This window comes from Schaalia sp. HMT-172, from assembly GCF_030644365.1.
Classification (GTDB): domain Bacteria; phylum Actinomycetota; class Actinomycetes; order Actinomycetales; family Actinomycetaceae; genus Pauljensenia.
The window spans coordinates 1,645,331-1,670,284 of the sequence record NZ_CP130058.1 but is presented as its reverse complement, the minus strand read 5'-3'; the positions used below and the strand labels follow the sequence as shown (position 1 = coordinate 1,670,284).

Here is a 24,954-nt window from a genome sequence, read left to right as displayed (position 1 = left end):
TGGAGAAATGTGGCAAAGTTGCGTGTCCACGAGCTCGCCAAAGAGCTCGGAATCACCAGCAAAGAACTGATGGGTCACCTGAAGGAAGCAGGTGAATTCGTCAAGTCGTCCTCGTCCTCGCTCGAGCCGCCCGTCGTGCGGCAGATGCGCGAGAAGTTCGCGGCGGCACCCAAGAGCAAGAAGGCGGACGCAAAGGCCGCCCCCAAGGCGCCCAAGCCGGGCGCCGCCAAGCCGGCGGCGAATAAGCCCGCAGCGCCCAAGGCCGCGGCCCCCGCGGCGCACACCCCCGAGACACCCGCGCCCAAGCCGGCACCCAAGGCCGACTCTCCCAAGCCCGGCGCCCCCAAGCCCGGTGCGCGCAAGAGCGACACCGCGCCCAAGCCTCGTGCCAAGAAGTCCGACGGCGCGCCCAAGCCCGCCGGCCGCAAGAACGCGGAAGGTGGCGCCCCCAAGCCCGCGCCGCGTCGCGGCGACGCCCCGCGTCCCGCCCGCCCCGGAGCGCCCCGGCCCGGCGGCCCGCGCCCCGGCAACAACCCCTACGCCTCCTCCCAGGGCATGCCCCGCCCGGGTGGCTCCGGCAACGGAGGCCCGCGTCCTGGCGCCCCGCGCCCGGGTGGCTCCGGCAACGGCGGCCCGCGTCCCGGCGCCCCGCGCCCGGGTGGCTCCGGCAACGGCGGCCCGCGTCCCGGCGCCCCGCGCCCGGGTGGCTCCGGCAACGGCGGTCCCCGTCCCGGCGCCCCGCGCCCCGGCGGCAACCGCCCCAACCCGGGCATGATGCCCGGCCAGGCCAACTTCGCCCGCAACGCTGCCACCGGTAGCGGCTCCGCAGAGCGCGGCGGCGGTCGCGGCGGTCGCGGTCGCGGCGGCGCGCGTCCCGGCGCGGGCGCAGGCGCAGGCAACGGCGCACCCCAGAACAACGGCGGTGGCTTCGGCCCCCGCGGTGGCGGTCGCGGCGGACGCGGCTCCACTCCCGGCGCATTCGGTCGCGGAGGCGGCCGCTCGCAGCGCGGACGCAAGTCGAAGCGCGCGAAGCGTCAAGAGTACGAGCAGCAGAATGCGCCGGTCATCGGCGGCGTCTCGATCCCGCGCGGTAACGGCGCGCAGATCCGCATCCGCCAGGGCGCGTCCCTGGCCGACCTCGCCGAAAAGATCGACGTCAACCCTGCAGCGCTCGTGACGGTCCTCTTCGCCCTGGGCGAGATGGCCACCGCCACGCAGTCCCTCGACCAGGACACCTTCGAGGCCCTGGGCGCCGAGCTCGGCTACGACGTCAAGGTCGTCTCCCCCGAGGACGAGGACCGCGAGCTGCTCGAGTCCTTCGACATCGACCTCGAGGCCGAAGAACTCGACGACGCCGACAACATGGTGCCGCGTCCCCCGGTCGTCACCGTCATGGGTCACGTCGACCACGGTAAGACCAAGCTCCTCGACGCGATCCGACACACGGACGTCGTCGACACCGAGCACGGCGGCATTACTCAGCACATCGGCGCCTACCAGGTCAAGGTCACGGCTGAGGACGGCACGCGTCGCCCGATCACCTTCATCGACACCCCCGGTCACGAGGCCTTTACGGCCATGCGTGCCCGTGGCGCCCAGGTCACCGACATCGCGATCCTCGTGGTCGCCGCCGATGACGGCGTCATGCCCCAGACGGTGGAGGCCATCAACCACGCGCAGGCCGCCGGCGTTCCGATCGTCGTCGCGGTCAACAAGGTCGATAAGGAAGGCGCGAACCCGGAAAAGATCCGCTCCCAGCTCACCGAGTACGGGCTTGTCGCGGAGGAATACGGCGGCGACGTCATGTTCGTCAACATCTCCGCCAAGCAGCGCACGGGCATCCGCGAGCTGCTCGAGGCCGTCCTGCTGACCGCCGACGCGGCGCTGACCCTCGAGGCCAACCCGAACACCGACGCGCGCGGTGTCGCCATCGAAGCGAACCTGGACAAGGGGCGCGGCGCAGTCGCGACCATGCTGGTTCAGCGTGGCACGCTCCACGTCGGCGACTCCCTCGTGGTCGGCTCCTCCTACGGTCGCGTGCGCGCCATGTTCGACGACGCCGGTCACGACGTCTCCGAGGCTGGTCCGTCGACCCCCGTCGCGGTCCTCGGTCTGACGTCCGTTCCGCGCGCCGGCGATTCCTTCCTGGTCGCGCCCGATGACCGCACGGCCCGCCAGATCGCCGACAAGCGTGAGGCTGCCGAGCGTCAGGCCCTGCTGGCTAAGCGCCGCAAGCGCGTCTCCCTGGAGGACTTCGACAAGGTCCTGGCCGAGGGCGAGGTTGACACCCTCAACCTGGTCATCAAGGGCGACGTGTCCGGTGCCGTCGAGGCCCTGGAAGACTCGCTGCTGCGCATCGACGTGGGCGACGAGGTCGCGCTGCGTATCATCCACCGCGGTGTCGGTGCGATTACGCAGAACGACGTCAACCTGGCGACCGTCGACAACGCAGTCATCATCGGCTTCAACGTCCGTCCCGCCGAGCGCGTGGCCGAGATGGCGGATGCCGAGGGCGTCGAGATCAAGTACTACAACGTCATCTACTCTGCGATCGACGACATTGAGGCTGCCCTCAAGGGCATGCTCAAGCCGATCTACGAGGAGGTCCAGCTGGGTACCGCGGAGATCCGCCAGGTCTTCCGCTCCGGCAAGTTCGGCAACATCGCCGGTTCGATCGTCCGTTCCGGTACGATCAAGCGCGGCACCAAGGCTCGCCTGGTGCGCGACGGCGTCGTTGTCGCTGACAACCTCGAGATCGCGTCCCTGCGTCGCGAGAAGGACGACGTCACCGAGGTCCGCGAGGGCTACGAGTGCGGTATCACCCTGGGCTACAAGGACATCGCCGAAGGCGACATCATTGAGACCTGGGAGATGCGCGAGAAGGCTCGTGACTGATTCCGTGGCGTGAAGTATCGGGGTCCGGGCGTGCTCGGACCCCGATCTTCTCTCACCAAGTGTTGTGACCAGGGCGATAACGCCCGGAAGGGAGGGCGCGATGGCTGACGAAGCTCGCGTTCGAAAGGTGCAGGAGCGAATCCTGCAGACTGTTGCGTCGATGATCGGACGCCAGGTGAAGGATCCTCGCCTGGAGCTCGTGACGATCACGGACGTGCGCGTGACGGGCGACCTACAGCACGCATCCGTCTTCTACACGGTGCTCGGCGACGACGAGCAGCGTGAGAAGGCCGCGCGCGCGTTCGCATCCGCGCAGGGTCTTTTCCGCTCCCGCGTGGGCAAGGCCCTGGGCCTGCGCCTGACCCCGACCCTGGAGTTCATCCCCGACGCACTGCCCGAGAATGCAGCCGCGCTCGAGGACGCCCTGGCCAAGGCGAAGGCAAAGGACGAGGCCATCGCCGCCGCGTCCGTCGGCGCCACATACGCCGGCGAGGAAGACCCCTACCGTCACGACGACGAGGACGAAGCCGACGACGAGGAATGGGCCTGATTCGACGTGGCTCGTCGACCCGATAGTCCCCGCCCCGGCCTGCTTGTCGTCGACAAGCAGGCCGGCATGACCAGCCACGACGTCGTCTCGCGCGTGCGACGCCTGGCCCACACCCGCAAGGTGGGCCACGGCGGAACGCTGGATCCGATGGCGACGGGGGTCCTCGTCCTCGGCATCGGCAAGGCGACGAAGCTCCTGACGTGGGTGAGCGGGCACTCCAAGGAGTATCGGGCGACGATCCGATTCGGCATCTCGACCAACACGGATGATGCCGAGGGCGTCGCCACCGCGGCCAAGGGCTGCGCCTGCCTCAGCGAGGCGGACCTGGAAGCGGTGCTCGCACCCCTGCGCGGCGACATCATGCAGGTGCCCACGACGGTCTCGGCGATCAAGGTGAACGGAAAGCGCGCCTACGCCCTGGCCCGCGCGGGGCAGGACGTCGAGCTGGCCGCCCGCCCGGTGCACATCTCCCGCCTTGAGGTCCTCGCGCCCCCGCGCGAGGCGCAGGCGCATATCGACGAGGCCGGGGAGGGCGCCGCGTGTCCTCCGGGACCCGTGCGCGTCGTGGACGTGGACGTGGACGTGGAGTGCTCCTCGGGCACCTACGTGCGCGCGCTCGCGCGCGACGCGGGCGCCGCCCTCGGCGTCGGCGCCCACCTGACCGCGCTGCGACGCACGCGCGTCGGCGGCTTCCCGCTCGATGACGCGCTCACCCTGGACGAGCTCACCCGCGCCGTGGAAGACACACCGACGGGGGAGGGCGAGGAACCGGTGCTCCCCCTGATTCCTCTGGGGCGCGCCGCGCTCGACATGTTTCCGGCGCTGGCCCTGACCGAGGCCGAGGCCGGGGCGTTGAGCCACGGGCAGGCCCCCAGGCGCTGCCGCGGTGAGTTGGCGCAGTGGGCGGCCGAGGTCGGCTACGCCCCGCAGGCCGCGCCCGAGGAGGAATCCGCGCCGATCGCCGCCGTCGCGCCCGACGGCACTGTCCTGGGCTTGCTTCGCATTGATGCCGCTCGCCTGCGTACCGTCCTGGTTTTCTAGAAAGATACTCATGAACGTTTGGTATTCCCTCTCTGACATTCCCGGCAACGAGGCCAGTGTCGTCACCATCGGTAACTTCGACGGCATGCACAACGGGCACAAGAAGGTCGTCTCCACCTGCATCGAGCGAGCCCACAAGCTCGGCGTCGACGCCGTGGCCATCACCTTCGACCCTCACCCCATCCAGGTACACAAGCCCGAGGTGGGCCTCCAGCTGATCTCCCCGCTGCGCGACCGCCTCGACGCGATGGCTGCCGCCGGGCTGGACGCCACGCTCGTCGCCCACTACGACGCCAGCGTCTACAGTCTTGAGGCCGAGGAATTCGTCTACGAGTACCTGGTGGAGCGATGCGGCGCGCGCGAGGTCGTCGTCGGTGAAGACTTCCGCTTCGGGCGCGGCAATGCGGGCACGATCGACACGCTGCGCGAGCTGGGGAGCCGCTACGGTTTCGGCGTCATCACCGTCACCGACATTGAGGCTCCCGAGGGACGCCGCTGGTCCTCGTCCTGGGTGCGCGAGCTCCTGGCAGCCGGCGACGTCGCAGGCGCAGCCCGCGTCCTCGGCCACCTCCACCGCATCCGCGGCACCGTCTGCCACGGCTTCAAGCGCGGACGCACCCTCGGATTCCCGACCGCAAACCTGTCCGAGGACGTCGAAGGCGTCATCCCCGCCGACGGCGTGTACGCCGGCTGGGTCGTGCGAGCCGTGCCCGGCACCCAATCCGCCGAGTTCCTCCCCGCCGCTATCTCCGTGGGCACGAATCCCCAGTTCAACGGAGAACAACGCACCGTCGAAGCTCACGTCCTGGGCCGGTCGGACCTGAACCTGTACGGCGAGCGCATCGCCGTGACCTTCGTGTCGCGCATCCGCCCCATGCTCTCCTTTGGCTCCCTTGACGGGCTGCTCACCCAGATGGACGACGACCTGCGACAGACCGCCTCCATCCTCGGCATCGGTGTCACCGGGCGCGTCGACCCGGACTCCGTCACCGCCCGCTAGGTGCCTCCTCCCGGATCCCGGCCGCGGTGCCGGCCGACGACGAGCGTCCCTGCAGGTGGCGGGAGAGGGGAGCGGGCTTCTTTCCAGCCCGACAGAATCGTTACCTTCGTCGCTCACGCGCGATCTCGCATCCCGGACGTGCTACTGTAGAAAAGCCGTCGATCGGCCGCGGACTGTCAGCATCCGGGACAAGCCCGGATGCCCCGCGCAACGAACACAAAGGAGAAGCCTGTGCCGCTGAGCAAGGACGTCAAGGACCAGATCATCGCCGAGTACGCGACCCACGAGGGCGACACCGGTTCCCCCGAGGTGCAGATCGCGCTGCTGACCCGCCGCATCAAGGATCTGACCGAGCACTTCAAGACCCACACGCACGACCACCACTCCCGTCGTGGCCTGCTGCTGCTGGTCGGCCGTCGTCGCCGCCTGCTGGGTTACCTGGCTGACATCGACATCGAGCGTTACCGCTCGCTCATCGAGCGCCTCGGCCTGCGCCGCTGATTTTGGGCCGGCCCGCCTCCCGTAGCGGAGACGGGCCGGTTTTCACACGCCCACCTCGGGCAAACCGTAATTTTTCGCGCGAAAACCGCCGGTTTTCGACAGTGGCCTCCGGAGCGATGATCCGTGGGCTTCGATCGAAGGCCGAAGTGGAGCGCGACACCACCAACCCAAGGAGAAACGCCCCATGATGGAAGGCTCCGACATCGTCGCCGCAGAGGCGATTATCGACAACGGCCGTTTCGGCAAGCGCACCGTGCGCTTCGAGACCGGCCGTCTCGCCAAGCAGGCCGCCGGCTCCGCGCTGGCCTACCTGGACGATTCCACCACCGTTCTGTCCGCCACCACGGTCGGCAAGAACCCCAAGGACCAGTTCGACTTCTTCCCGCTGACCGTCGACGTCGAAGAGCGTCAGTACGCCGCGGGTCGCATCCCCGGTTCCTTCTTCCGCCGCGAAGGCCGCGCGGGCACCGAGGCCATCCTGGCCGCCCGCCTCATCGACCGTCCGCTGCGCCCCGGCTTCGTCAAGGGCCTGCGTAACGAGGTTCAGGTCGTCGAGACCATCCTCACGATCGACCCGGACGACGCCTACGACGTCCTGGCGATCAACGCAGCGTCCATGTCCACCCAGATCGCCGGCCTGCCCTTCACGGGCCCGATCGGCGGCACCCGCCTGGCGCTCATTGACGGCCAGTGGGTCGCGTTCCCGCGCTGGAGCGAGCTTGAGCGTTCCGTGTTCAACATCGTCGTCGCGGGCCGCATCGTCACGAAGGAAGACGGTTCCGAAGACGTCGCGATCATGATGGTCGAGGCCGGCGGCGGCAAGAATGAGTGGGAGCTCATCCAGGCCGGTGCCACCGCCCCCACCGAAGACGTCGTCGCCGACGGCCTCGAGGCCGCTAAGCCGTTCATCAAGGCCCTGTGCGAGGCCCAACTCAAGGTGGCCGAGAAGGCCTCCAAGGAGACGGCGGAGTTCCCGCTGTTCCTGGACTACACCGACGAGGAGTACGCGGCGGTCGCGGAATACGCCGCCGAGAAGGTCGCCCAGGCCCTGCTCACCGAGGGCAAGCTTGCCCGCGACCAGGCCGTCGACGCCGTCAAGGAAGAGATGCTTGGCGCCCTGGCCGAGCGCTTCCCCGAGTCGGAGAAGGCCCTGAAGGCCGCGTTCCGTTCGCTCGAGAAGGCCACGATCCGTAACCGCACCCTGCGCGAAGAGATCCGCATGGACGGGCGCACCCCGCGCCAGATCCGCTCCCTGTCCGCCGAGGTCGAGGTCCTGCCCCGCGTGCACGGCTCCGCCCTCTTCCAGCGCGGCGAGACCCAGATCCTGGGCGTGACCACCCTGGCGATGCTGCGCATGGAGCAGCAGATCGACAACCTGTCGCCCGTCAACTCCAAGCGCTACATGCACCAGTACAACTTCGCCCCCTTCTCCACGGGCGAGGTCGGCCGCGTCGGCTCTCCGAAGCGCCGCGAGATCGGCCACGGTGACCTGGCCGAGCGCGCCCTGGTTCCCGTCCTGCCCTCGCGCGATGAGTTCCCCTACGCGATCCGTCAGGTCTCCGAGACCATGGGTTCCAACGGCTCCTCGTCGATGGGCTCCGTGTGCGCCTCGACCCTGTCCCTCCTCCAGGCTGGCGTGCCGCTGCGCGCCCCCGTCGCGGGCATCGCGATGGGCCTCATGACCGGCGAGGTCGACGGCCAGTTCAAGGCCGTCACCCTGACCGACATCCTGGGCGCCGAGGACGGCTTCGGTGACATGGACTTCAAGGTTGCTGGCACCCGTGACTTCATCACTGCCCTGCAGCTGGACACCAAGCTCGACGGCATCGACTCCCAGGTGCTGCGCGGCGCGCTGGCCCAGGCCCGCGACGCCCGCCTGGCGATCCTCGACCTGATCAACCAGGCCATCGACGGCCCCGATGAGATGAGCCCGAACGCTCCTCGCATCATCACCGTCAAGGTCCCCGTCGACAAGATCGGCGAGGTCATCGGCCCCAAGGGCAAGATGATCAACCAGATCCAGGACGAGACCGGCGCTGACGTCACCATCGAGGACGACGGCACCGTCTACATCGCCTCCTCCGACGGCGCCTCCGCCGAGGCCGCCCGTACGATGGTCAACCAGATCGCGAACCCGCAGATGCCCGAGGTCGGCGAGCGCTTCGTCGGCACGGTTGTCAAGACCACGTCGTTTGGCGCCTTCGTGTCGCTCACCCCCGGCAAGGACGGCCTGCTGCACATCTCGCAGGTCCGTCGCCTCGTGGGCGGCAAGCGCATCGACTCCGTGGACGACGTCCTGCAGGTCGGCCAGCAGGTCGAGGTCGAGATCAACGAGATCGGCGACCGCGGCAAACTGAGCCTGCACGCCGTCATCGACGGCGAGGCCGGCGAACTCGAGGCTCCCGAGGGCGAGTCGGCAGAGCCGCGCCGCGAGCGTCGCGATCGCTCCGAGCGCCGCGAGCGTCGTCCCCGCACGCGCACCCGTCGTCGCCGCGACGACGAGCGCGAGGAAGGCGCTTCCGAGGAGTGAGTAGCTCCCGCTAGCTGACAGACCGGTGGCCGGGACGGGGCGCGTGCTCCACCCGGCCACCGGCCTTATTACCGCTACACTGTGAACGTTTCATGCTCATCCACGCGCTGGGAACCGATGAGGAGAAGAATGACACCGAAGCCGCTGCCGCTCGACGTGGCGGGCCTGTCCATCGAGGACGGCGACACGCGCATTGATCGCACCATCCTGGGATGCGGCACGCGCGTCCTGACCCAGACGATCCCCGCGACTAAGAGCGCCGGCATCTCACTGTGGGTGCCCGTGGGCTCTCGCGACGAGGGAGAGCGCACAGCGGGTTCGACCCACTTCCTCGAGCACCTCCTCTTTAAGGGCACGAACAAGCGCACCGCCCTGGACATCGCGGTCGCCTTCGACAGCGTCGGCGGCGAATCGAACGCGGAGACGGCGCGCGAGCACACCGCCTACTGGGCGCGCGTGCGCGACGCCGACCTGAACATGGCGATCGAGACCCTGACCGACATGGTCACCGACTCGCGCTTGGGCGAGGAGGATTTCGCGATGGAGCGCGGCGTCATCCTCGACGAGCTCGCGATGGGGGAGGACTCGCCCACGGAAACCGTCCACGAGGCCTTCCAGCTGGCAGTCCACGGCGACCGGCCCATCGGCCGCCCCGTCGGCGGCACCTCCCAGGCGATCAGCGCCGTTGGCCGCTTAGATGTCTGGGAGCACTACCAGGCCCACTATGGGCCCTCCTCTCTGATTGTCGCCGCCGCCGGCCATGTCGACCACGCCCATGTTGTCGAGCGTGTCCAGGCTGCGCTGGAGGCATCCCCCTGGGATCACGTGAGCGCGGCCGCCCCCCGGCCTCGTCGATCGACGAACGCGACGCCCATCGCCGACCACGAGAAGGACCTCACTCGACGCCGCGACGTCACCCAGGCGCACGTCCTCATCGGCTGCGAAGGCCTGTCGGCCACCGACCCCCTCGGCCCCACGATGAGCGTCCTGCTGTCGATCCTGGGCGGCTCCATGTCTTCGCGCCTCTTCCAGGAGGTGCGAGAAAAGCGCGGCCTGGCCTACACGACCTACGCCTTCGATGTCGCTTACTCCGATACGGGCACCTTCGGCATGTACGCGGGCTGCAGCCCCGACAAGGTCGACGAGGTCGAGGCCATCATGCGCGCGCAGCTGGAGGATCTGGCCGCTGGAGGCCCGACGGAGGAGGAGATGACGCGCGTGCGCGGACAAGTGCGAGGCGGCGTCGTCCTGGGCCTTGAGGATAACTGGTCGCGGATGATGCGCCTGGGCCGTTCGGAGATCATCGGACGCTACCGTCCCATCGACGAGTCCCTGGCCGAGTTCGACGCGGTGGACGCCGCCGCCGTGCGGGCCCTGGCCTCCTCCCTCCTCGCCAAGCTGGACTGCCGAGCGCTGGTCCTGCCCCAGGAATAAGACAACGACACGAGGGGGCGGCCCCCAGCGCAGGCCCCTGACGACTACAACACACTCGCACTAGGAGACAGACATGATTCGCGTGGCAGTGACCGGAGCTAAGGGCCGCATGGGCTCGACCGTCGTGGCGGCCGTTAATGGAGCCCCTGACATGGAGGTCGTCGCTCAGCTCGACGCGGGCGACCCCATTACTGCCGAGAGCCTGCGCGGCGCCGCGGTCGCCGTGGACTTCTCGGTGCCCGCCGTCACGGAGGCGAACGTGCACGCGCTCCTGGACGCGGGAGTCGACGTCGTCGTCGGGACCACCGGCTGGACTGAGGAGTCCTACGCGCGCGTGCGCGAGCACGCCGAGGCAGCCGGACGCGCGGTCCTGATCGCTCCGAACTTCGCGATGGGGGCTGTCCTGGCCATGAAGTTCGCGGCCATGGCCGCCCCCTACTTCGAGTCCGCCGAGGTCATCGAGATGCACCACCCGGGCAAGGTGGACGCCCCCTCGGGCACCGCGGTCGCGACCGCACGAGGCATCGCGAAGGCGCGCGCCGAGGCAGGCCTGGGGCAGATGCCCGACGCGACGCAGACGGACGAGCTGGGCAGCCGCGGTGGACGCGTCGAGGGCATCCCCGTGCACGCCGTGCGCTTGCGGGGCCTGACCGCCTCCGAGGAGATCCTCTTGGGCAACGAGGGCGAGCAGCTGGTTATTCGCACGGACTCCTTCGACCGAGTGTCCTTCATGCCCGGCGTGCTCCTGGGCGTGCGCCGCGTGAGTGGACGCACCGGCCTGACGATCGGCCTCGACCAGGTCATGGGCCTGTGAGCGCATCCCCCGACCGATCAGTGAGGCCCGCTCAGCGTGGCGACGAAGGCGCCATCGCGCGCCTGCAGCTGAGCGCCTGGCGCGTCCTCATGGGAGGGGACGCGCTTGAGGCCCAGGGCATCACCGAGGACATGCTCTCTCGCCGGTGGGAGGGGGCCTTGACTGAACCCCGTCCCGCCGGCAGCGCGGCCCTGATCGCGCTGCACGCCAACACGATCGTCGGATTTGCCCTGGCCGGGCCCGACGAGGCTGGGGCGGGCTCCGCCGAATCGGAGCCGGGTGAGACGGATGGGGGACAGGCCACGCAGGTCTACGAGCTCGTCGTGGACCCGGACTTTCGGCGCGCCGGACACGCCTCGCGCCTCCTGGCGGCCATCGCCGACCTGACGAGCGGGCAGCTGCGCGTGTGGGTCGGCGCGGATGACGAGGAGCGCCAACGCTTCTATTCCTCCGCTGGATTCGCCCCCTCGGGGGCGGTTCGCGCGATCGGCGGCCAGACCCAGCACATGTGGTGGGCGCAGCGCGACTAAGGGCCCACGGGGGAGCGCGCGGTGGTGCGCCTGACGCATCGTGGATGCCCGGGAACTGGCGGGGGGAGGCCCAGGTAGCCCGGGGTGCGTAAGATGGGGATATGACGAATATTCCTCCGCGCCGCTTCGGCTCCCTGGCCGCCGCGATGGTCACCCCCATGACGGCCTCCGGCGACATTGACCTGGTCTCCGCGCAGCGCCTCGCGACTAAGCTGGTCGACGAAGGCTGCGACACGATCCTCCTGTCAGGCACGACGGGAGAGTCACCCACGACTCACCAGCCCGAAAAGAACGACCTGACGGACGCCGTGCGCGAGGCTGTGGGGGATCGCGCGTTCATCCTGTGCGGCGCCTGCTCGAACGACACTGCGCACGCGGTGCGCATCGGCGAGGGCGCTCAGGAGCACGGCGCGGACGGTCTGCTGATCGTCTCCCCGTACTACAACCGCCCCTCCCAGGAGGGCCTGCGCGCCCACGTGCGAGCCGTCACGGATGCGACCGACCTGCCCGTCATGCTCTACGACATCCCGGGCCGCACGGGCATCGCCTTCTCCGACTCGACCCTCGACATCCTCGCCCAACACCCGCGCATCCTCGGCGTCAAGGACGCCACCGGCGACGTCGAGACCGGCGTGGAGCGCATGCACCGGACCGGCCTGGAGTACTATTCCGGCGACGACGGCCTGAACTTCGCGTGGATGACGGGCGGCGCCTCCGGCTTCATCTCCGTCGTCACGCACGTGGCCTCCGCCCACTACCGCCGCATGATCGAGCTGCTCGACACCGACCAAGTGTGGGAGGCCCGCGAGCTGTCCTACTCCCTGCGCCCCCTCGTCCACGCCATTATGGGCGGCGGGCAGGGCGCCGTCATGGCCAAGTACGCCCTGTGGCTTCAGGGCGTCATCGACACCCCGGCCGTGCGCCTGCCCATGGTCGGCATCAGCGACGACGAGGTCTCCGAGCTGCGCCGCGCCCTGTGCGTCGCCGGGCTCCTCTAGCGCCGCCCGTCCCCGCCCTGCGACGCGGCCCGGCCACGGCCTCGTTGACGAGACTCCTCGGCCCCCTCGCCCCAAGTGTGAGGGGGCCGACCCGACAGGGAGAGCCCCCGATGCGGGCAAAAGCACTCTGACGTGGCAGACTGGCACTATGAAGTCTTTGTACGAGAATCTCAGCGAACCCGCGCCCCTCGAAGACGGCGCCCTGCGAGTGATCCCGCTGGGAGGCCTCGGCGAGGTCGGCCGCAACATGAACGTCCTGGAATACCGGGGCAAACTCCTGGTCGTGGACTGCGGCGTCCTCTTCCCCGAGGAAAGCCAACCAGGCGTTGACCTGATCCTCCCCGATTTCTCCTGGATCGAGGAGCGCATGGACGACGTCGTGGGCCTGGTGCTCACCCACGGTCACGAGGACCACATCGGTGCCGTCCCCTACCTGCTCAAGCTGCGCGGCGACATCCCGGTGTACGGTTCCGACCTGACCCTGGCCTTCGTCGCCCCCAAGCTGCGCGAGCATCGCCTCGCGGACCCCGGCCTGAACGTCGTCGCCGAGGGCGACCGCCTCACCGTCGGCCCCTTCGACCTCGAGTTCGTCTCCGTCACCCACTCGATCCCCGACGCGCTCGCGGTCTTCGTACGCACGCAGGCCGGCAAGGTGCTCATCACGGGCGACTTTAAGATGGACCAGCTGCCCCTGGATCGTCGCCTCACCGACCTGCGGGCTTTTGCTCGCATGGGCGAGGAGGGCGTCGACCTGTTCATGGTGGACTCCACGAATGCGCTGGTGCCCGGATTCATCACGCCTGAGCGCGAGATCGGCCCGGTCCTGGATCAGGTGTTCGGCGAGGCGACCGGCCAGATCATCGTTGCGTCGTTCGCCTCCCATGTGCACCGCGTCCAGCAGGTCATCAACGCCGCCGCCCACCACGGGCGCCGCGTCGCCTTCGTGGGCCGCTCCATGGAGCGCAACATGCGCATCGCGGAGGAGAAGGGGTACCTGTCGATTCCCGAGGGCGTCATCGTGGATCTGAAGGACATCGGCGAGCTGGCGCCCTCCCAGCGCGTCTACATGGCGACCGGTTCGCAGGGCGAGCCGATGGCGGCCCTGTCGCGCATGTCGGTCGGCTCGCACCGCTCGGTTCGAATTGAGCCGGGTGACATGGTGGTCCTGGCTTCCTCACTGATCCCCGGCAACGAAAACTCCGTGTATCGCGTCATCAACGACTTGACCCGCCTGGGTGCGCGCGTCGTGTCGAAGGAGAACGCGAAGGTGCACGTATCCGGCCATGCGAGCGCCGGCGAGCTCATCTACTGCTACAACATCGTTCAGCCCAAGAATGTCATGCCGATCCACGGCGAGGTGCGTCACCTGGTGGGCAACGGGCAGCTGGCCGTTAAGACCGGCATCGACCCGCAGAACGTTGTCCTGGCCGAGGATGGCGTGACCGTCGACCTCAAGGATGGCGTCGCGCGTGTGTCGGGCGTCGTGCCCTGCGAGTACGTGTACGTCGATGGTCGTTCGATCGGCGAGATTTCCGAGGACGAGCTGGCGACGCGCCGCACCCTGGGGTCGGAGGGTTTCATCTCCATCTTCGCGGTCGTCGAGCACGACTCCGGCATGGTGCTGGCCGGGCCGGAGATCCGCGCGATCGGCATGGCCGAGGACGATTCGGTGTTCGAGGAGATCCTGCCCGACGTCGCTAAGGCCCTGAAGGATGCGGCGGCTCCCGGCGGCCAGGACCCCTACGTTCTGCAGCAGGCGATGCGCCGCGTCATGGGGCGCTGGGTTGCGCGGCGCCTGCGTCGCCGTCCTATGATCGTTCCGGTGGTCACCGAGCAGTAGCTCGCCGCCATTGACGAGGCCGTGGCTGCCCTCGGGGGAGCGCGGATAACAGGGAAGGAAAGTCCGTGTCGGGTCGTTTCATTTCGACGCACTCTGTTGCTCTGGTGCTGCCGATGCACATCGCGTACATGCCGGATCGCGGGGGCTCCGTGCACGCCGACGCCGCCAGCTCGCGGCCCGGCGGCGGTTTTACGACCCTGTGTGCGGCGGCTGCCATGGGCGTTCCAGCCGCGGCCGCATCGCCCCTGGGCACGGGCCCAAACTCCTTTGCTGTGCGCCAGCAGCTCGTCGAGGCCGGCGTCGAGGTCCTGACCCCCGAACTGGTCGGTGACATCGGCGTCGTCATTCAGCTGATCGACGAGGACGGGACGATGCGATCGGTCGTCACCGCCGGGGTCGAGTCCGAGCCCTCGCGTTCCGCCCTCGAGCTCATCGAGCTGTGCGAGGGGGACGTGGTCCACGTGGCCGCCTCCGACATGACGAACGCGCACGCGGCCGTCGAGCTGAGCGAGTGGGCGGCCGCCCTACCGCCCTTCGTCACGCTGGTTGTCTCCGTGTCGCCTGCGGTCGCCCAGGTGCCCGTCGAGGCCTGGGAGACAATCTTCCCGCGCGCCGATGTCGTTACGATGAACAGCTGGGAATCCTTCGCCCTGGCCGACATCCTCGACGCGAACCGTCACGGCTCCACGATCCGCTCCTACCTGCGTCCCGACGCGGCCACCGTGCGCCGCTCGGGCGAACAGGGCTGCGAGCTCCAGACCAGCGCGGATGGCCCCGTCATCCCCATTCCTGCCTTCGACGTGCGCACCGCCGACACCGCGGGCGTGGGGGACACCCACATCGCGGAGATGTGCGCAGGCATCCTTTTGGGCTACGACCTGGAGACCGCCTGCCTCATGGCGAATGCGGGAGCCGCCCTGGCCGTCTCCCACGAGTCCGCGCTGCCCGTGCCCACCCGAGCCCAGGTGGAAAACGTGCTCGAAACCGGCGTTGTTACGAATATCTTGCACTGAGCCCGCGCGGCGCGCCTCCTGCCCGGGAGGGGAGCGGACGATATCGTGGAGCAATCATGGCACAATCGTCTCCACGCTCCTCCTCCGGTAAAGCCCCCGCGCGCCCGCGCACCAAGGCCGGCGCCTCTCAGGCCGGCGCCCCCAAGGGCTCGTCCTCACGCGCGTCGGGTGCTCCCGAGCCCGCCCAGCCCGGCTTCCTGGCTCGTTTCTTCGCGGCCGTCGCGCGCGCGGGCGTCGGCGCCGCGCGCGCCTGGAAAGCCACGGATCCTCAGGTCAAGCGCGACGCCGCGGCCTTCGTCGCTGTCGCCGCATCGATCGTTATCGCCCTGCGCGAGTGGTTCCAGATTTCCGGCGAGGCCGGGGACGCCATCCACGCTGCCTCCGCGGGACTCGTCGGTATCTTCTCCGTCGTCCTGCCCCTCCTCCTCATCGCCCTGGCCGGCGAACTCGTCTCGGCTCGCTCGGGGCGCTCCGCCCTGCCCCACCACGTGGCAGGCGGCATCGGCATCACGATGGCCCTGACCGGCCTCGTCCACATTTCGCGCGGTAACCCCGGGATGGGGGACGATCCCGGGCTCGACGCGGCAGGCGGCCTGCTCGGCTGGTTCATCGCCCGCCCCCTCGCCCTCCTCCTGTCCGGGTGGGGTGCGGGTGCCCTGCTCGTCCTGCTCCTGGCCTACTCCATCCTGCTGGCCACCCGCACCGCCGTCGCCGACGTTCCGGCGCGCCTGCGTGACCTCGCCGCGCGCCTGAGCGGGGAGCGAGCGCACGGCGACGCCCCGGAGGCGCAGGCGGACCCTGACCCCGCCAAGGAGGCGCGCCGCAAAGGCCGCAAGGATCTGGCCGCCGGCGACGACGCCTTCCTCGACGAATACGACGGGGACGAGTCCTTCCGCCAGGCCGCCGACACGCAAGCCGTCGGCCAGACGCGCCTGCTGCAGTCCGGCCCCGTGCCGGTGGCCGCGCCCGACCCGTCCCCCGCGCCCCGGCCTCGTCCCGCGACGCCCGACGCGCCCACCGAGATGCTCACCCAGATGCGTCCCGCCGTGGCCCCGCAGCCCGAGCAGGTACCCGCGCACGTGCCCGAGCCCGAGGAAGAACCTGCGCCCCCGCCGATCACCGACGAGCCCGAAGGCGCCTTCCAGCCCAACCTCGACGACTCGATCAGCTACACGCTGCCGTCGGAGGACCTCCTTGTCTCTGGGCCCCCGCACATGACGCGCTCGGCAGTCAACGACCAGGTCGTCGCGGCCCTGGGCCAGGTCTTCGCCGACTTCAACGTCGACGCACGCGTCACCGGGTTTTCGCGCGGCCCGACGGTCACCCGCTACGAGGTTGTCCTCGGCGCGGGCGTCAAGGTCGACAAGCTCACCAACCTGTCGAAGAATATCGCCTACGCGGTGGCTTCCGCAGACGTGCGTATCCTCGCGCCGATCCCCGGCAAGAGCGCCATCGGCATCGAGATCCCCAACGCCGACCGCGAAAACGTGGCCCTCGGCGACGTCCTGCGTTCCGCGGCTGCCCGCCGCAACCAGCACCCGCTCGTCGTCGGCGTCGGCAAGGACGTCGAGGGCGGCTACGTGGTCACCAACTTGGCCAAGACCCCGCACATGCTCGTGGCCGGCCAGACGGGTTCGGGTAAGTCTTCCTTTGTCAACTCCATGATCACCTCGATCATGATGCGTGCCACGCCCCAGCAGGTGCGCATGATCCTGGTTGACCCCAAGCGCGTGGAGCTCACGATCTACGAGGGCATCCCGCACCTCATCTCGCCCATCATCACCGATGCTAAGAAGGCCGCCGAGGCCCTCGAATGGGTCGTCAAAGAGATGGACGCGCGCTACGACGACCTGTCGGACTACGGCTTCAAGCACATTGACGACTTCAACAAGGCGGTCGCCTCCGGGCAGCTGCAGGCCAAGCCAGGCCTGCAGCGCACCCTGCACCCCTACCCGTATCTGCTCGTGGTCGTCGACGAGCTCGCCGACCTCATGATGGTCGCGCCGCGCGACGTGGAAGCCTCCATTCAGCGCATTACGCAGCTCGCGCGCGCCGCCGGCATCCACCTGGTGCTGGCCACTCAGCGCCCCTCGGTCGACGTCGTCACCGGCCTCATCAAGGCCAACATTCCCTCGCGCCTGGCGTTTGCGACCTCGTCGCTCACCGACTCGCGTACGATCCTTGACCAGCCCGGCGCCGAAAAGCTCATCGGCCAGGGCGACGCCCTCTACCTGCCCGCCGGCGCCTCCAAGCCCATGCGCGTGCAGGGAGCGTGGGTCTCCGAATCCGAGATCCACCAGGTTGTCGCGCACGTCAAGAGCCAGATGGAGACGCACTACCGCGACGACGTCGTGCCCGACAAGAAGGAAGCCAAGGTCGCCGAAGACATCGGAGACGACCTCGAAGACCTGCTGCAGGCCGCCGAGCTCGTCGTGTCCACCCAGCTTGGCTCCACCTCCATGCTCCAGCGCAAGCTGCGCGTCGGCTTTGCTCGCGCCGGGCGCCTCATGGACCTCCTCGAGTCGCGCGACATCGTCGGCCCCTCCGAAGGCTCTAAGGCCCGTCAGGTCCTCGTCACCCCCGAGCAACTGCCAGAAGTCCTCGCGATGCTGCGCGGGGAGTCCGCGGGCATCTCCGAGCCCGAGGTGGGCGCCCCTTCCCCGGCAGCCACCGGCGCCCCCTCGTCTCCCGCCCCCGTGGGGGTGCCCAGCCCCGCCACCGGCGAGTTCGCAAGCGGCGCGGCGGGTCAGCAAGCCTCGGCTCAGGGGGGCCCTGCGCCCACCTCCGGTTACGAATCGGGAACGGGACACGCGGGCGATTCGCGCGAGGCCGGGGTGGACCCGTACTCTGGACATAACTTTGGTGGCTCCTCGCCCGACTGGGTGGACGAAGAGCCGGAAGAAGACGAGGACGCTTGGCAGCTGACCGGCCGCTGAGAGAGAGGGACCAGCCATGACAGATAACGTGTCGCGCGTGCAACGGGACAGCAAAATCCCCGTTGTGAACCTGCCGAACGCGCTGACCATGGCGCGTCTGGTGCTGGTGCCCATCTTCGTCATTCTTGCCCTGCAGAATGCGTGGGCCCCCCGCTGGGCGGCCTTCATCGTGTTTGCGGTCGCGGCGATCACGGATCGTTTTGACGGTCAGCTCGCGCGCTCGTGGAACCAGATCACCGACTTTGGGCGTATCGTCGACCCGATCGCGGACAAGGCGCTGACGTTGTGCGGCTTCGCGGTCCTGTCGTGGCTGGGCTACCTGCCCTGGTGGGTGACGGCCCTGATTGCCGTGCGTGAGCTGGGTATCACCGCGATGCGCGGATTCTTCCTGCGTCGCGGCGTCGTCGTCTCCGCGAACAATGCCGGCAAGCTCAAGACCTTCATGCAGATCATGGCGCTGGGCACCCTGCTCATCCCGTGGGAGCATTTCTTTGCGATGGAGCCGAGCCACCAGTGGTGGGTTGTTCTCATGATTCGCTTGGGCCAGGCGCTCGCGGGCGTCGCCCTGGCGCTGACGGTCTACTCCGGCGTCGGCTACATCGTCGAGGGTGTGCGCCTCATGCGCGGGACTCCGGTCGGCAGCAGCGATGAGGATGAGCGCGATGATTCTTCTTCGTCGGGTACGCCTCTCGCGGGTCAGCACGTTCAGGCTTGAGTCTGGGTGACGCAACCCATACGCGAATTTAGCGTCCGTTGGAATAGTCCCTGTTGTGGGCTCGTTGAATGGGTATGCAAACAACTCCGGGCGTGCGCTCGCCTGGTCACACCGGTCCGATGCGCGAACTTTCGATGCGTCCACTGATCAAGAACGGCTACAGTAGCGATATGGAAAAGACACTGAGCGAAACCCCGCTGCTGCGCAGCGAACTCGGCGATGTCCTGCGCGGCATTCGCCAGCGCCAGGGTCGAACCCTGCGCGAAGTCTCCTCCGAGGCGCAGGTCTCCCTCGGCTACCTCTCCGAAGTGGAGCGCGGCCAGAAGGAAGCTTCCTCCGAGCTTCTCGAAGCGATCACCTCCGCTCTGCGCGTCCCGCTGTGGTTCGTGCTGCGCGAGGTTTCTGAGCGTATGGCGATCATTGACGGTGCTGTTATTCCCGACGCGGTGCCCGACGAGCTCGTGCCCGTCACGCTGATCTCCTGACGCGTGAAGCATTCCGAGTTTTACGAGGCGGTCGAGGCGACCTTCGGGTCGGCCCTCGGCCGCTCCTATGTGTCCGACCTGTATCTGGCGTCGCTGGGGGCTACCGCTCACGACGCGCTGGCTGCCGGGGTGAATCCGGACGAGGTCTGGGCGCGGCTCTGTGAAGAAACCGGGCGCGAGGATGCGCGGTGGATTCACCGTATCGATCCTCGCGAGCGAGGGCGCTGAGCGCGTTTGTGTCTGGCTCCCACTGAACGTGCTGTGGTGCGCGCGGGCGTGCTTCAACCATGTTGGCGTCGGACCTCGGCGTGTCGCCACGATATCGAACATCTGTTCCATCTAAGCTGATGGGCGACGAAGGCTTCGCGCGTGTCGTCCACAGGGAGGGTGCGCGCGGGACGCAGATGACGATGGCCGGTCGCATACTCGTCATGGCGCCTCGGAGAGGGGCGTCATCCAGGCCAGGACACTCGCAGGCCGGAGAGGCCGCAGACGAAAGGATCACCATGGCAGCCCGTAAAGCACCCGCGGCAAAGACCGTCACCAATGATCGAAACAAGGCGCTCGAAGTCGCCCTGTCTCAGATCGACAAGCAATTCGGTAAGGGCTCCGTCATGCGCCTGGGGGACGATAATCGTCCCCCCGTTCAGGTGATCCCCACGGGTTCCCTCGCCCTCGATGTGGCTCTTGGTATCGGCGGCCTGCCGCGCGGTCGCGTCATCGAAGTCTACGGTCCCGAGTCCTCCGGTAAGACCACGGTCGCCCTGCACGCCGTCGCCAACGCGCAAAAGGCCGGCGGCAACGCTGCCTTCATCGACGCCGAACACGCACTCGATCCCGTCTATGCTCGCGCCCTCGGCGTGGACACCGATTCCCTCTTGGTCTCTCAGCCCGACACGGGTGAGCAGGCCCTCGAGATCGCTGACATGCTGATTCGTTCGGGCGGCATCGACATCATCGTCATCGACTCCGTCGCGGCGCTCGTGCCCAAGGCGGAAATCGAAGGCGAGATGGGCGACTCGCACGTCGGCCTGCAGGCGCGCCTCATGAGCCAGGCCCTGCGTAAGATCACGGGTGCCCTGTCCGCGACCGGCACCACCGCGATCTTCATCAACCAGCTGCGTGAAAAGATTGGCGTGTTCTTCGGTTCCCCCGAGACGACGACCGGCGGCAAGGCCTTGAAGTTCTACGCCTCGGTGCGCATTGATGTGCGCCGCATCGAGACGCTCAAGGAGGCCGGTTCCCCGGTCGGTAACCGCACGCGCGCCAAGGTCGTCAAGAACAAGATGGCGCCGCCTTTCAAGCAGGCCGAGTTTGACATCGTCTACGGCAAGGGTATTTCCCGCGAGGGCTCGATCATCGACATGGGCGTGGAGGCCGGCATCGTGCGCAAGTCTGGCTCGTGGTTCACCTACGGGGATGATCAGCTGGGCCAGGGCAAGGAAAACGTGCGCCAGTTCCTGGTGGATAATCCGGAGCTCGCCAACGAGATCGAGAACAAGATCCTGGTCGCTTTGGGCATCACCGACGCCCCCGAGGCGGACAAGGGGGCCTCGGACGCTCCCGAGGTCGATCCCGACGAGGACGCGGGCTTCTGAGTCGTGGTCCGATACGCGGATCCCGACGAGCATCCGGAGCTGGGGGAGGAGCGGCGCCGTCGTTCCTCCCCGGGCGAGCGGCTCGCGCGGGCTCGTGAGCGCAACGCCGCCCTGACGGGCACCGAGGCCATCGAGGCTGCCAGGGAGGTGGCGCTGCGCAAGCTGGACGCGCGTGCCTGCTCGCGCGCCGAGCTTACCGGCGCCATCGAGGGGCGAGGCTTCAGCGCGCAGCTGGCCTGTGAGGTCGTGGACCGTCTCGAGGCGGTGGGCCTGGTCGACGATCAGGCCTACGCGGATGCGCTGGTGCGCGCGCGTTTTGCGGGCAGCGGCGCTTCCGTGCGCGCGCTGCGTGAGCTACTCGTGCGCAAAGGCCTGGACGCTTCCACGATCGAGTGCGCGCTGTCGCAGATCGATCGGGAGGATGAGGTTGAGCGCGCCGCGCAGCTCGTCGAGCGCAAGCGGCGCGCCCTGGCGGGCGTCCCCCGTGACACGGCCTACCGTCGATTGAGCTCCATGCTCGCGCGCAAGGGGTACTCCCCGTCCGTGGCGTCCGCGGTCGTGCGCGAGGCCCTCGACGAGTGGGGCGACGAGGGCGATCATGCGCAGGAGGAGTGGCAGTGGGGACTGTAAGCGTCATGGGTGACGAGCAGGTCGCGCAGCTAATTGCTGATCTCACGCGACGCGGGCTGTCGATCGCGACGGCGGAGTCTTTGACGGGCGGTGGCCTCGTCGCTCGCCTCGTCGATGTTCCCGGAGCATCTCACGTCGTGCGCGGTGGCGTGTGTACATACGCGGTCGACACGAAGGCCTCGGTGCTGGGCGTGTCGGAGAGTCGGCTGACACTCACAGGGCCGGTCGACGAGCAGGTGGCCCGCCAGATGGCTGTGGGGGTGCGTTCGCTGTTTGGGGCCTCGATTGGCTTGTCGACGACGGGGGTGGCAGGCCCCGGACCCGCCGACGGTTTCCCGGCGGGAACCGTGCACATCGCGTGCGCGCATCCGGCGGGGGTGGAGCACCGCCTCCTCCACCTGGAGGGGGATCGCGCCCAGGTGCGGGCGGGAGCTATCGACGCTGCCCTGACTCTGTTGCGTGACGTGCTCGACTTCTCTGGCGTGAGCGCGCGCGACTAGACTGTATGCGATGAATACGACGACTCAGCGGGCCGACGCCCTGCCCCGCACCTATGCGGTGCGCACGCTCGGCTGCCAGATGAATGAACACGATTCCGAACGCATGGCGGGCCTGCTGGAGCAGGCCGGCCTCGTTCCCGTCGATACTGTCCCCGAAGCCGCCGCGCGTGCAACCGACGCCGGTGACATGGGAGCCGACGTCGTCGTCATCAACACCTGCTCCGTGCGCGAAAACGCCGCGACCCGCCTGTTTGGCAACCTCGGCCAGCTCGCCGCAGTCAAGCGCGAGCGTCCCGGGATGCAGATCGCGGTCGGCGGATGCCTCGCCCAGCAGATGCGCGACGGCATTGTCGCCAAGGCTCCGTGGGTTGATGCCGTCTTCGGCACCCACAACATCGACGTGCTTCCCGCACTCCTGCGTCGCGCCGAGCACAACAGCAAGGCGGCTGTCGAGATCGAGGAGTCCCTGAAGGTCTTTCCCTCGACCCTGCCCACCCACCGCGAGAGCGCCTTTGCGGCGTGGGTGTCGATCTCCGTGGGCTGCAATAACACGTGCACGTTCTGCATCGTGCCGCACCTGCGCGGCAAGGAGCGTGATCGTCGCCCCGGCGACATTCTCGCTGAGGTCGAGGCCGTTGCCTCGCAGGGGGCCATCGAGGTGACCCTGCTGGGACAGAACGTGAACTCCTACGGTGTGGGATTCGGCGAGCGCGGCGCCTTCGCGGACCTGCTGCGCGCGGTCGGCCGCGTCGATGGCATCGAGCGCGTCCGCTTCACCTCCCCCCACCCGGCCGCCTTCACTGACGACGTCATCGCTGCGATGGCGCAAACCCCTACGGTTATGCCGAGCTTGCACATGCCGCTGCAGTCCGGCTCGGATGCGATCCTGCGTCAGATGCGCCGCTCCTACCGCCGCGATCGTTTTATGGGCATTCTGGAGCGCGTGCGAGCCGCGATCCCCGAGGCAGCGATCACGACGGACATCATCGTCGGTTTCCCCGGCGAGACGGAAGAGGATTTCCAGGCGACCCTCGAGGTCGTGGAACAGGCGCGTTTCACGTCGGCCTTCACCTTCCTGTACTCGCGTCGCCCCGGCACGCCCGCGGCCGACCGCGAGGACCAGGTGCCCGACGATGTTGCCCTCGAGCGCTACCAGCGCCTCATCAAGCTTCAGGAACGCATCTGCGCCGAGGACAATGCGGCCCTGGCCGGCACTGACGTCGAGATTCTCGTCTCCGAGGGGGACGGACGCAAGGACGGCGCCACCCAGCGCATCTCGGGCCGCGCCCGCGACAACCGCCTGGTGCATGTGGCGCTGCCCGAGGGGATGAGCGAGACTGATCGCCCGCGCCCGGGCGACATGATTCGCGCGACCGTCACCTACGGGGCGCCGCATCACCTCATCGCCGATTCGGGCGCCCAGGGTGGTCTCTTCGAGGTGCGCCGCACCCGTGCAGGCGACGTGTGGGAGGCTCGTCAGGCCTCGCCTGAGCCCGACAGCGCCGTGTCCCTGGGGATTCCGACGCTTCGCGTGGGCGCCTCGCGCTGAGGAACGACGCCCGAAGCAGCGCCCTGGCCTGAGAGAGTTCAGGCCGGGGCCGCGTCGCGCCGGGCTGGTTGCTCGTGGGAATCGTCCTCGCACGGCGATGTTCTGCACGTTTGCGCACGACCGATGCGAAAAGTCGGGAAAATGTCGCATTCAAAGGCATGTGAGACGTGCGTCTCCAGAGCTACCTTTGAGTCGTGGCGGTCGTCACGATGTTGAGGCGATCGGCATGCGGGAGCACTCTCGGTAGTGCGGGTCGATTCGAGCCCCCTATGCGACCCGTGGCCCTCACCGCGCAGGCGGAATACGCTGCGCCGTCGCATGTAGTCGGCGCACACTCACCGGGAGTGCCCCGCTCCTCATGAGGAGCGGGGCACTGAGGATATTGAACAGAAAACGGTGAGATTACTCGGCGGAGGCCTCGTCGAAGAACGACGGCACCTCCTGGGCAGCCGACACGCCGATGATCAGGCCGCGGCGCAGCATCGCGTGAATCTGGCGATCCGACAGGCCCTCTCCGACAAAGAAACGGGATGCGGCAACCAGGATCCAGCCGTCCTCGGACTCGATGGGGAAGACCGTAGGCTGCAGGTGCTCGGTGTTCCAACGATTCGCGATTGCCTGCAGGGAGGCCTCGGTGTGGCCCTCGCCCACGGGGAGAATGCGCGTCTCGATCTGCGCCCAGGGGGCGTCGGCGGGTTCGCGGTGCACCTGGAAGGGAATGTCCTCCAGCTGCGTGAAGGCGATGAACTCGCTGGAGCCGTGCGGCAGGCCGTCGCCCTCGAGGACAGCCTCAATGCGGGCGATGGTCACCTCGGAAACCTCGGTGCCCCACTTGGCGGCGTACTCGTCGGGCTCCATCGCGGGGTTCGCGCTGGCGGGGGTGGGCGCCTCGGCGGTGGGGGTGGCTTCCCCGTCCTCACCGAAGGTGAAGCTCTTCCATTCAGGCATTGGCGGCCTCCTTGGTCCACTGGTCGGGGAACATGATGTCAAGCTGGTTCATCATGGAGATCGAAGCCATGATGAACTGGGACACCTCCGCGTTGACTTGGGCGTCGGTGGCTCCGACGACCCAGTTGAAGGTGTGCTGCAGGTGCAGGGCGATGGAGCCCGTGTCCGTGATCGCGGAGGTCACCTTGGGCAGGTACGTGGAGGCGTTGAGTCGGCGCAGCGCCGACGCGATCTCGTCGGCGTGCGACGGGTCGAAGAAACGCGGGTAATCGGCGACGCCCTGCACGGGGTGCCCCTCGGGAACCGCGATGCGCACGGTCCTGTTGGGCAGGATGGCCGCTACCTGTCCGGTGGCGGACACGAAGGGGATGAAGCCGACGGCCTGGACGGCCTCGGTGACCCGGTCGAGGGTGACCGGGGGAGTATCTGTTGTGCTCATGGTGTTAA

General features: G+C 68.4%; 22 protein-coding genes. 20 read left to right on the top strand and 2 right to left on the bottom strand.

Going from position 1 to position 24,954, the window contains the following annotated elements:
• Window positions 1-9 precede the first annotated feature (9 nt).
• The 20 genes from infB (at window position 10) to miaB (ending at window position 23,559) form a co-directional block, all read left to right on the top strand.
• The gene (infB, locus tag QU663_RS07005; RefSeq protein WP_304990530.1) at window positions 10-2,895 is read left to right on the top strand and encodes a translation initiation factor IF-2; all 2,886 of its coding nucleotides are present in this window, start codon (window positions 10-12) and stop codon (window positions 2,893-2,895) included.
• Between the two features lie 100 nt (window positions 2,896-2,995).
• A complete protein-coding gene (gene rbfA, locus QU663_RS07000; protein WP_021612017.1) occupies window positions 2,996-3,445 on the top strand; it encodes a 30S ribosome-binding factor RbfA in 450 nt (149 codons plus the stop codon).
• A gap of 6 nt (window positions 3,446-3,451) precedes the next feature.
• Entirely contained in the window at window positions 3,452-4,486 is a 1,035-nt protein-coding gene (gene truB / locus QU663_RS06995) for a tRNA pseudouridine(55) synthase TruB (RefSeq protein WP_304990529.1), read from the top strand.
• A 10-nt stretch (window positions 4,487-4,496) separates the two neighbouring features.
• Window positions 4,497-5,486: a bifunctional riboflavin kinase/FAD synthetase gene (locus tag QU663_RS06990; RefSeq protein WP_021610748.1), complete on the top strand. Its 990-nt coding sequence runs from the start codon at window positions 4,497-4,499 to the stop codon at window positions 5,484-5,486.
• 198 nt (window positions 5,487-5,684) lie between these two features.
• Window positions 5,685-5,987: a 30S ribosomal protein S15 gene (rpsO, locus tag QU663_RS06985; RefSeq protein WP_003792740.1), complete on the top strand. Its 303-nt coding sequence runs from the start codon at window positions 5,685-5,687 to the stop codon at window positions 5,985-5,987.
• A 184-nt stretch (window positions 5,988-6,171) separates the two neighbouring features.
• Window positions 6,172-8,517: a polyribonucleotide nucleotidyltransferase gene (locus QU663_RS06980; protein ID WP_021610750.1), complete on the top strand. Its 2,346-nt coding sequence runs from the start codon at window positions 6,172-6,174 to the stop codon at window positions 8,515-8,517.
• Between the two features lie 129 nt (window positions 8,518-8,646).
• Entirely contained in the window at window positions 8,647-9,951 is a 1,305-nt protein-coding gene (locus QU663_RS06975) for a pitrilysin family protein (RefSeq protein WP_021610751.1), read from the top strand.
• Window positions 9,952-10,024: 73 nt separating this feature from the next.
• Window positions 10,025-10,765 (top strand): 4-hydroxy-tetrahydrodipicolinate reductase, encoded by a 741-nt coding sequence (gene dapB / locus QU663_RS06970; RefSeq protein WP_021610752.1) that lies wholly within the window; start codon window positions 10,025-10,027, stop codon window positions 10,763-10,765.
• Window positions 10,762-11,295, top strand: a complete 534-nt coding sequence (locus QU663_RS06965; RefSeq protein ID WP_034480138.1) for a GNAT family N-acetyltransferase — start codon at window positions 10,762-10,764, stop codon at window positions 11,293-11,295. Before dapB ends, QU663_RS06965 begins: the two co-directional genes overlap by 4 nt.
• Before the next feature lie 101 nt (window positions 11,296-11,396).
• Entirely contained in the window at window positions 11,397-12,293 is an 897-nt protein-coding gene (gene dapA / locus QU663_RS06960; RefSeq protein WP_021610754.1) for a 4-hydroxy-tetrahydrodipicolinate synthase, read from the top strand.
• A gap of 148 nt (window positions 12,294-12,441) precedes the next feature.
• A complete protein-coding gene (locus QU663_RS06955) occupies window positions 12,442-14,133 on the top strand; it encodes a ribonuclease J (protein WP_021610755.1) in 1,692 nt (563 codons plus the stop codon).
• Between the two features lie 113 nt (window positions 14,134-14,246).
• Window positions 14,247-15,146 carry a PfkB family carbohydrate kinase gene (locus tag QU663_RS06950; RefSeq protein WP_021610756.1) on the top strand — a complete coding sequence of 300 codons (900 nt, stop codon included), beginning with the start codon at window positions 14,247-14,249 and terminating at the stop codon, window positions 15,144-15,146.
• Window positions 15,147-15,202: 56 nt separating this feature from the next.
• Window positions 15,203-18,082, top strand: a complete 2,880-nt coding sequence (locus tag QU663_RS06945) for a DNA translocase FtsK (RefSeq protein WP_021610757.1) — start codon at window positions 15,203-15,205, stop codon at window positions 18,080-18,082.
• A gap of 16 nt (window positions 18,083-18,098) precedes the next feature.
• Entirely contained in the window at window positions 18,099-18,797 is a 699-nt protein-coding gene (gene pgsA, locus QU663_RS06940) for a CDP-diacylglycerol--glycerol-3-phosphate 3-phosphatidyltransferase (RefSeq protein WP_021610758.1), read from the top strand.
• A gap of 170 nt (window positions 18,798-18,967) precedes the next feature.
• On the top strand, window positions 18,968-19,282 hold the full coding sequence (locus tag QU663_RS06935; protein ID WP_009057028.1) for a helix-turn-helix domain-containing protein: 315 nt from the start codon (window positions 18,968-18,970) through the stop codon (window positions 19,280-19,282).
• 3 nt (window positions 19,283-19,285) lie between these two features.
• Complete coding sequence (locus tag QU663_RS06930) at window positions 19,286-19,510, top strand: DUF3046 domain-containing protein (RefSeq protein WP_009057013.1); 225 nt, start codon at window positions 19,286-19,288, stop codon at window positions 19,508-19,510.
• A gap of 278 nt (window positions 19,511-19,788) precedes the next feature.
• Entirely contained in the window at window positions 19,789-20,880 is a 1,092-nt protein-coding gene (recA, locus tag QU663_RS06925) for a recombinase RecA (protein ID WP_009057019.1), read from the top strand.
• Between the two features lie 3 nt (window positions 20,881-20,883).
• Complete coding sequence (locus QU663_RS06920) at window positions 20,884-21,510, top strand: regulatory protein RecX (protein ID WP_021610761.1); 627 nt, start codon at window positions 20,884-20,886, stop codon at window positions 21,508-21,510.
• Between the two features lie 5 nt (window positions 21,511-21,515).
• Window positions 21,516-22,010: a CinA family protein gene (locus tag QU663_RS06915; RefSeq protein WP_021610762.1), complete on the top strand. Its 495-nt coding sequence runs from the start codon at window positions 21,516-21,518 to the stop codon at window positions 22,008-22,010.
• A 10-nt stretch (window positions 22,011-22,020) separates the two neighbouring features.
• Complete coding sequence (miaB, locus tag QU663_RS06910) at window positions 22,021-23,559, top strand: tRNA (N6-isopentenyl adenosine(37)-C2)-methylthiotransferase MiaB (protein WP_009057018.1); 1,539 nt, start codon at window positions 22,021-22,023, stop codon at window positions 23,557-23,559.
• Window positions 23,560-23,961: 402 nt separating this feature from the next.
• Here the strand turns inward: miaB and QU663_RS06905 are convergent, their stop codons facing one another.
• Together QU663_RS06905 and QU663_RS06900 are read right to left on the bottom strand one after the other, a co-directional pair.
• A complete protein-coding gene (locus QU663_RS06905) occupies window positions 23,962-24,507 on the bottom strand; it encodes a YbjN domain-containing protein (RefSeq protein ID WP_009057024.1) in 546 nt (181 codons plus the stop codon).
• The gene (locus tag QU663_RS06900; RefSeq protein ID WP_021610764.1) at window positions 24,500-24,946 is read right to left on the bottom strand and encodes a hypothetical protein; all 447 of its coding nucleotides are present in this window, start codon (window positions 24,944-24,946) and stop codon (window positions 24,500-24,502) included. The genes QU663_RS06905 and QU663_RS06900 overlap by 8 nt, the downstream gene beginning before the upstream one ends.
• Window positions 24,947-24,954: the final 8 nt, after the last annotated feature.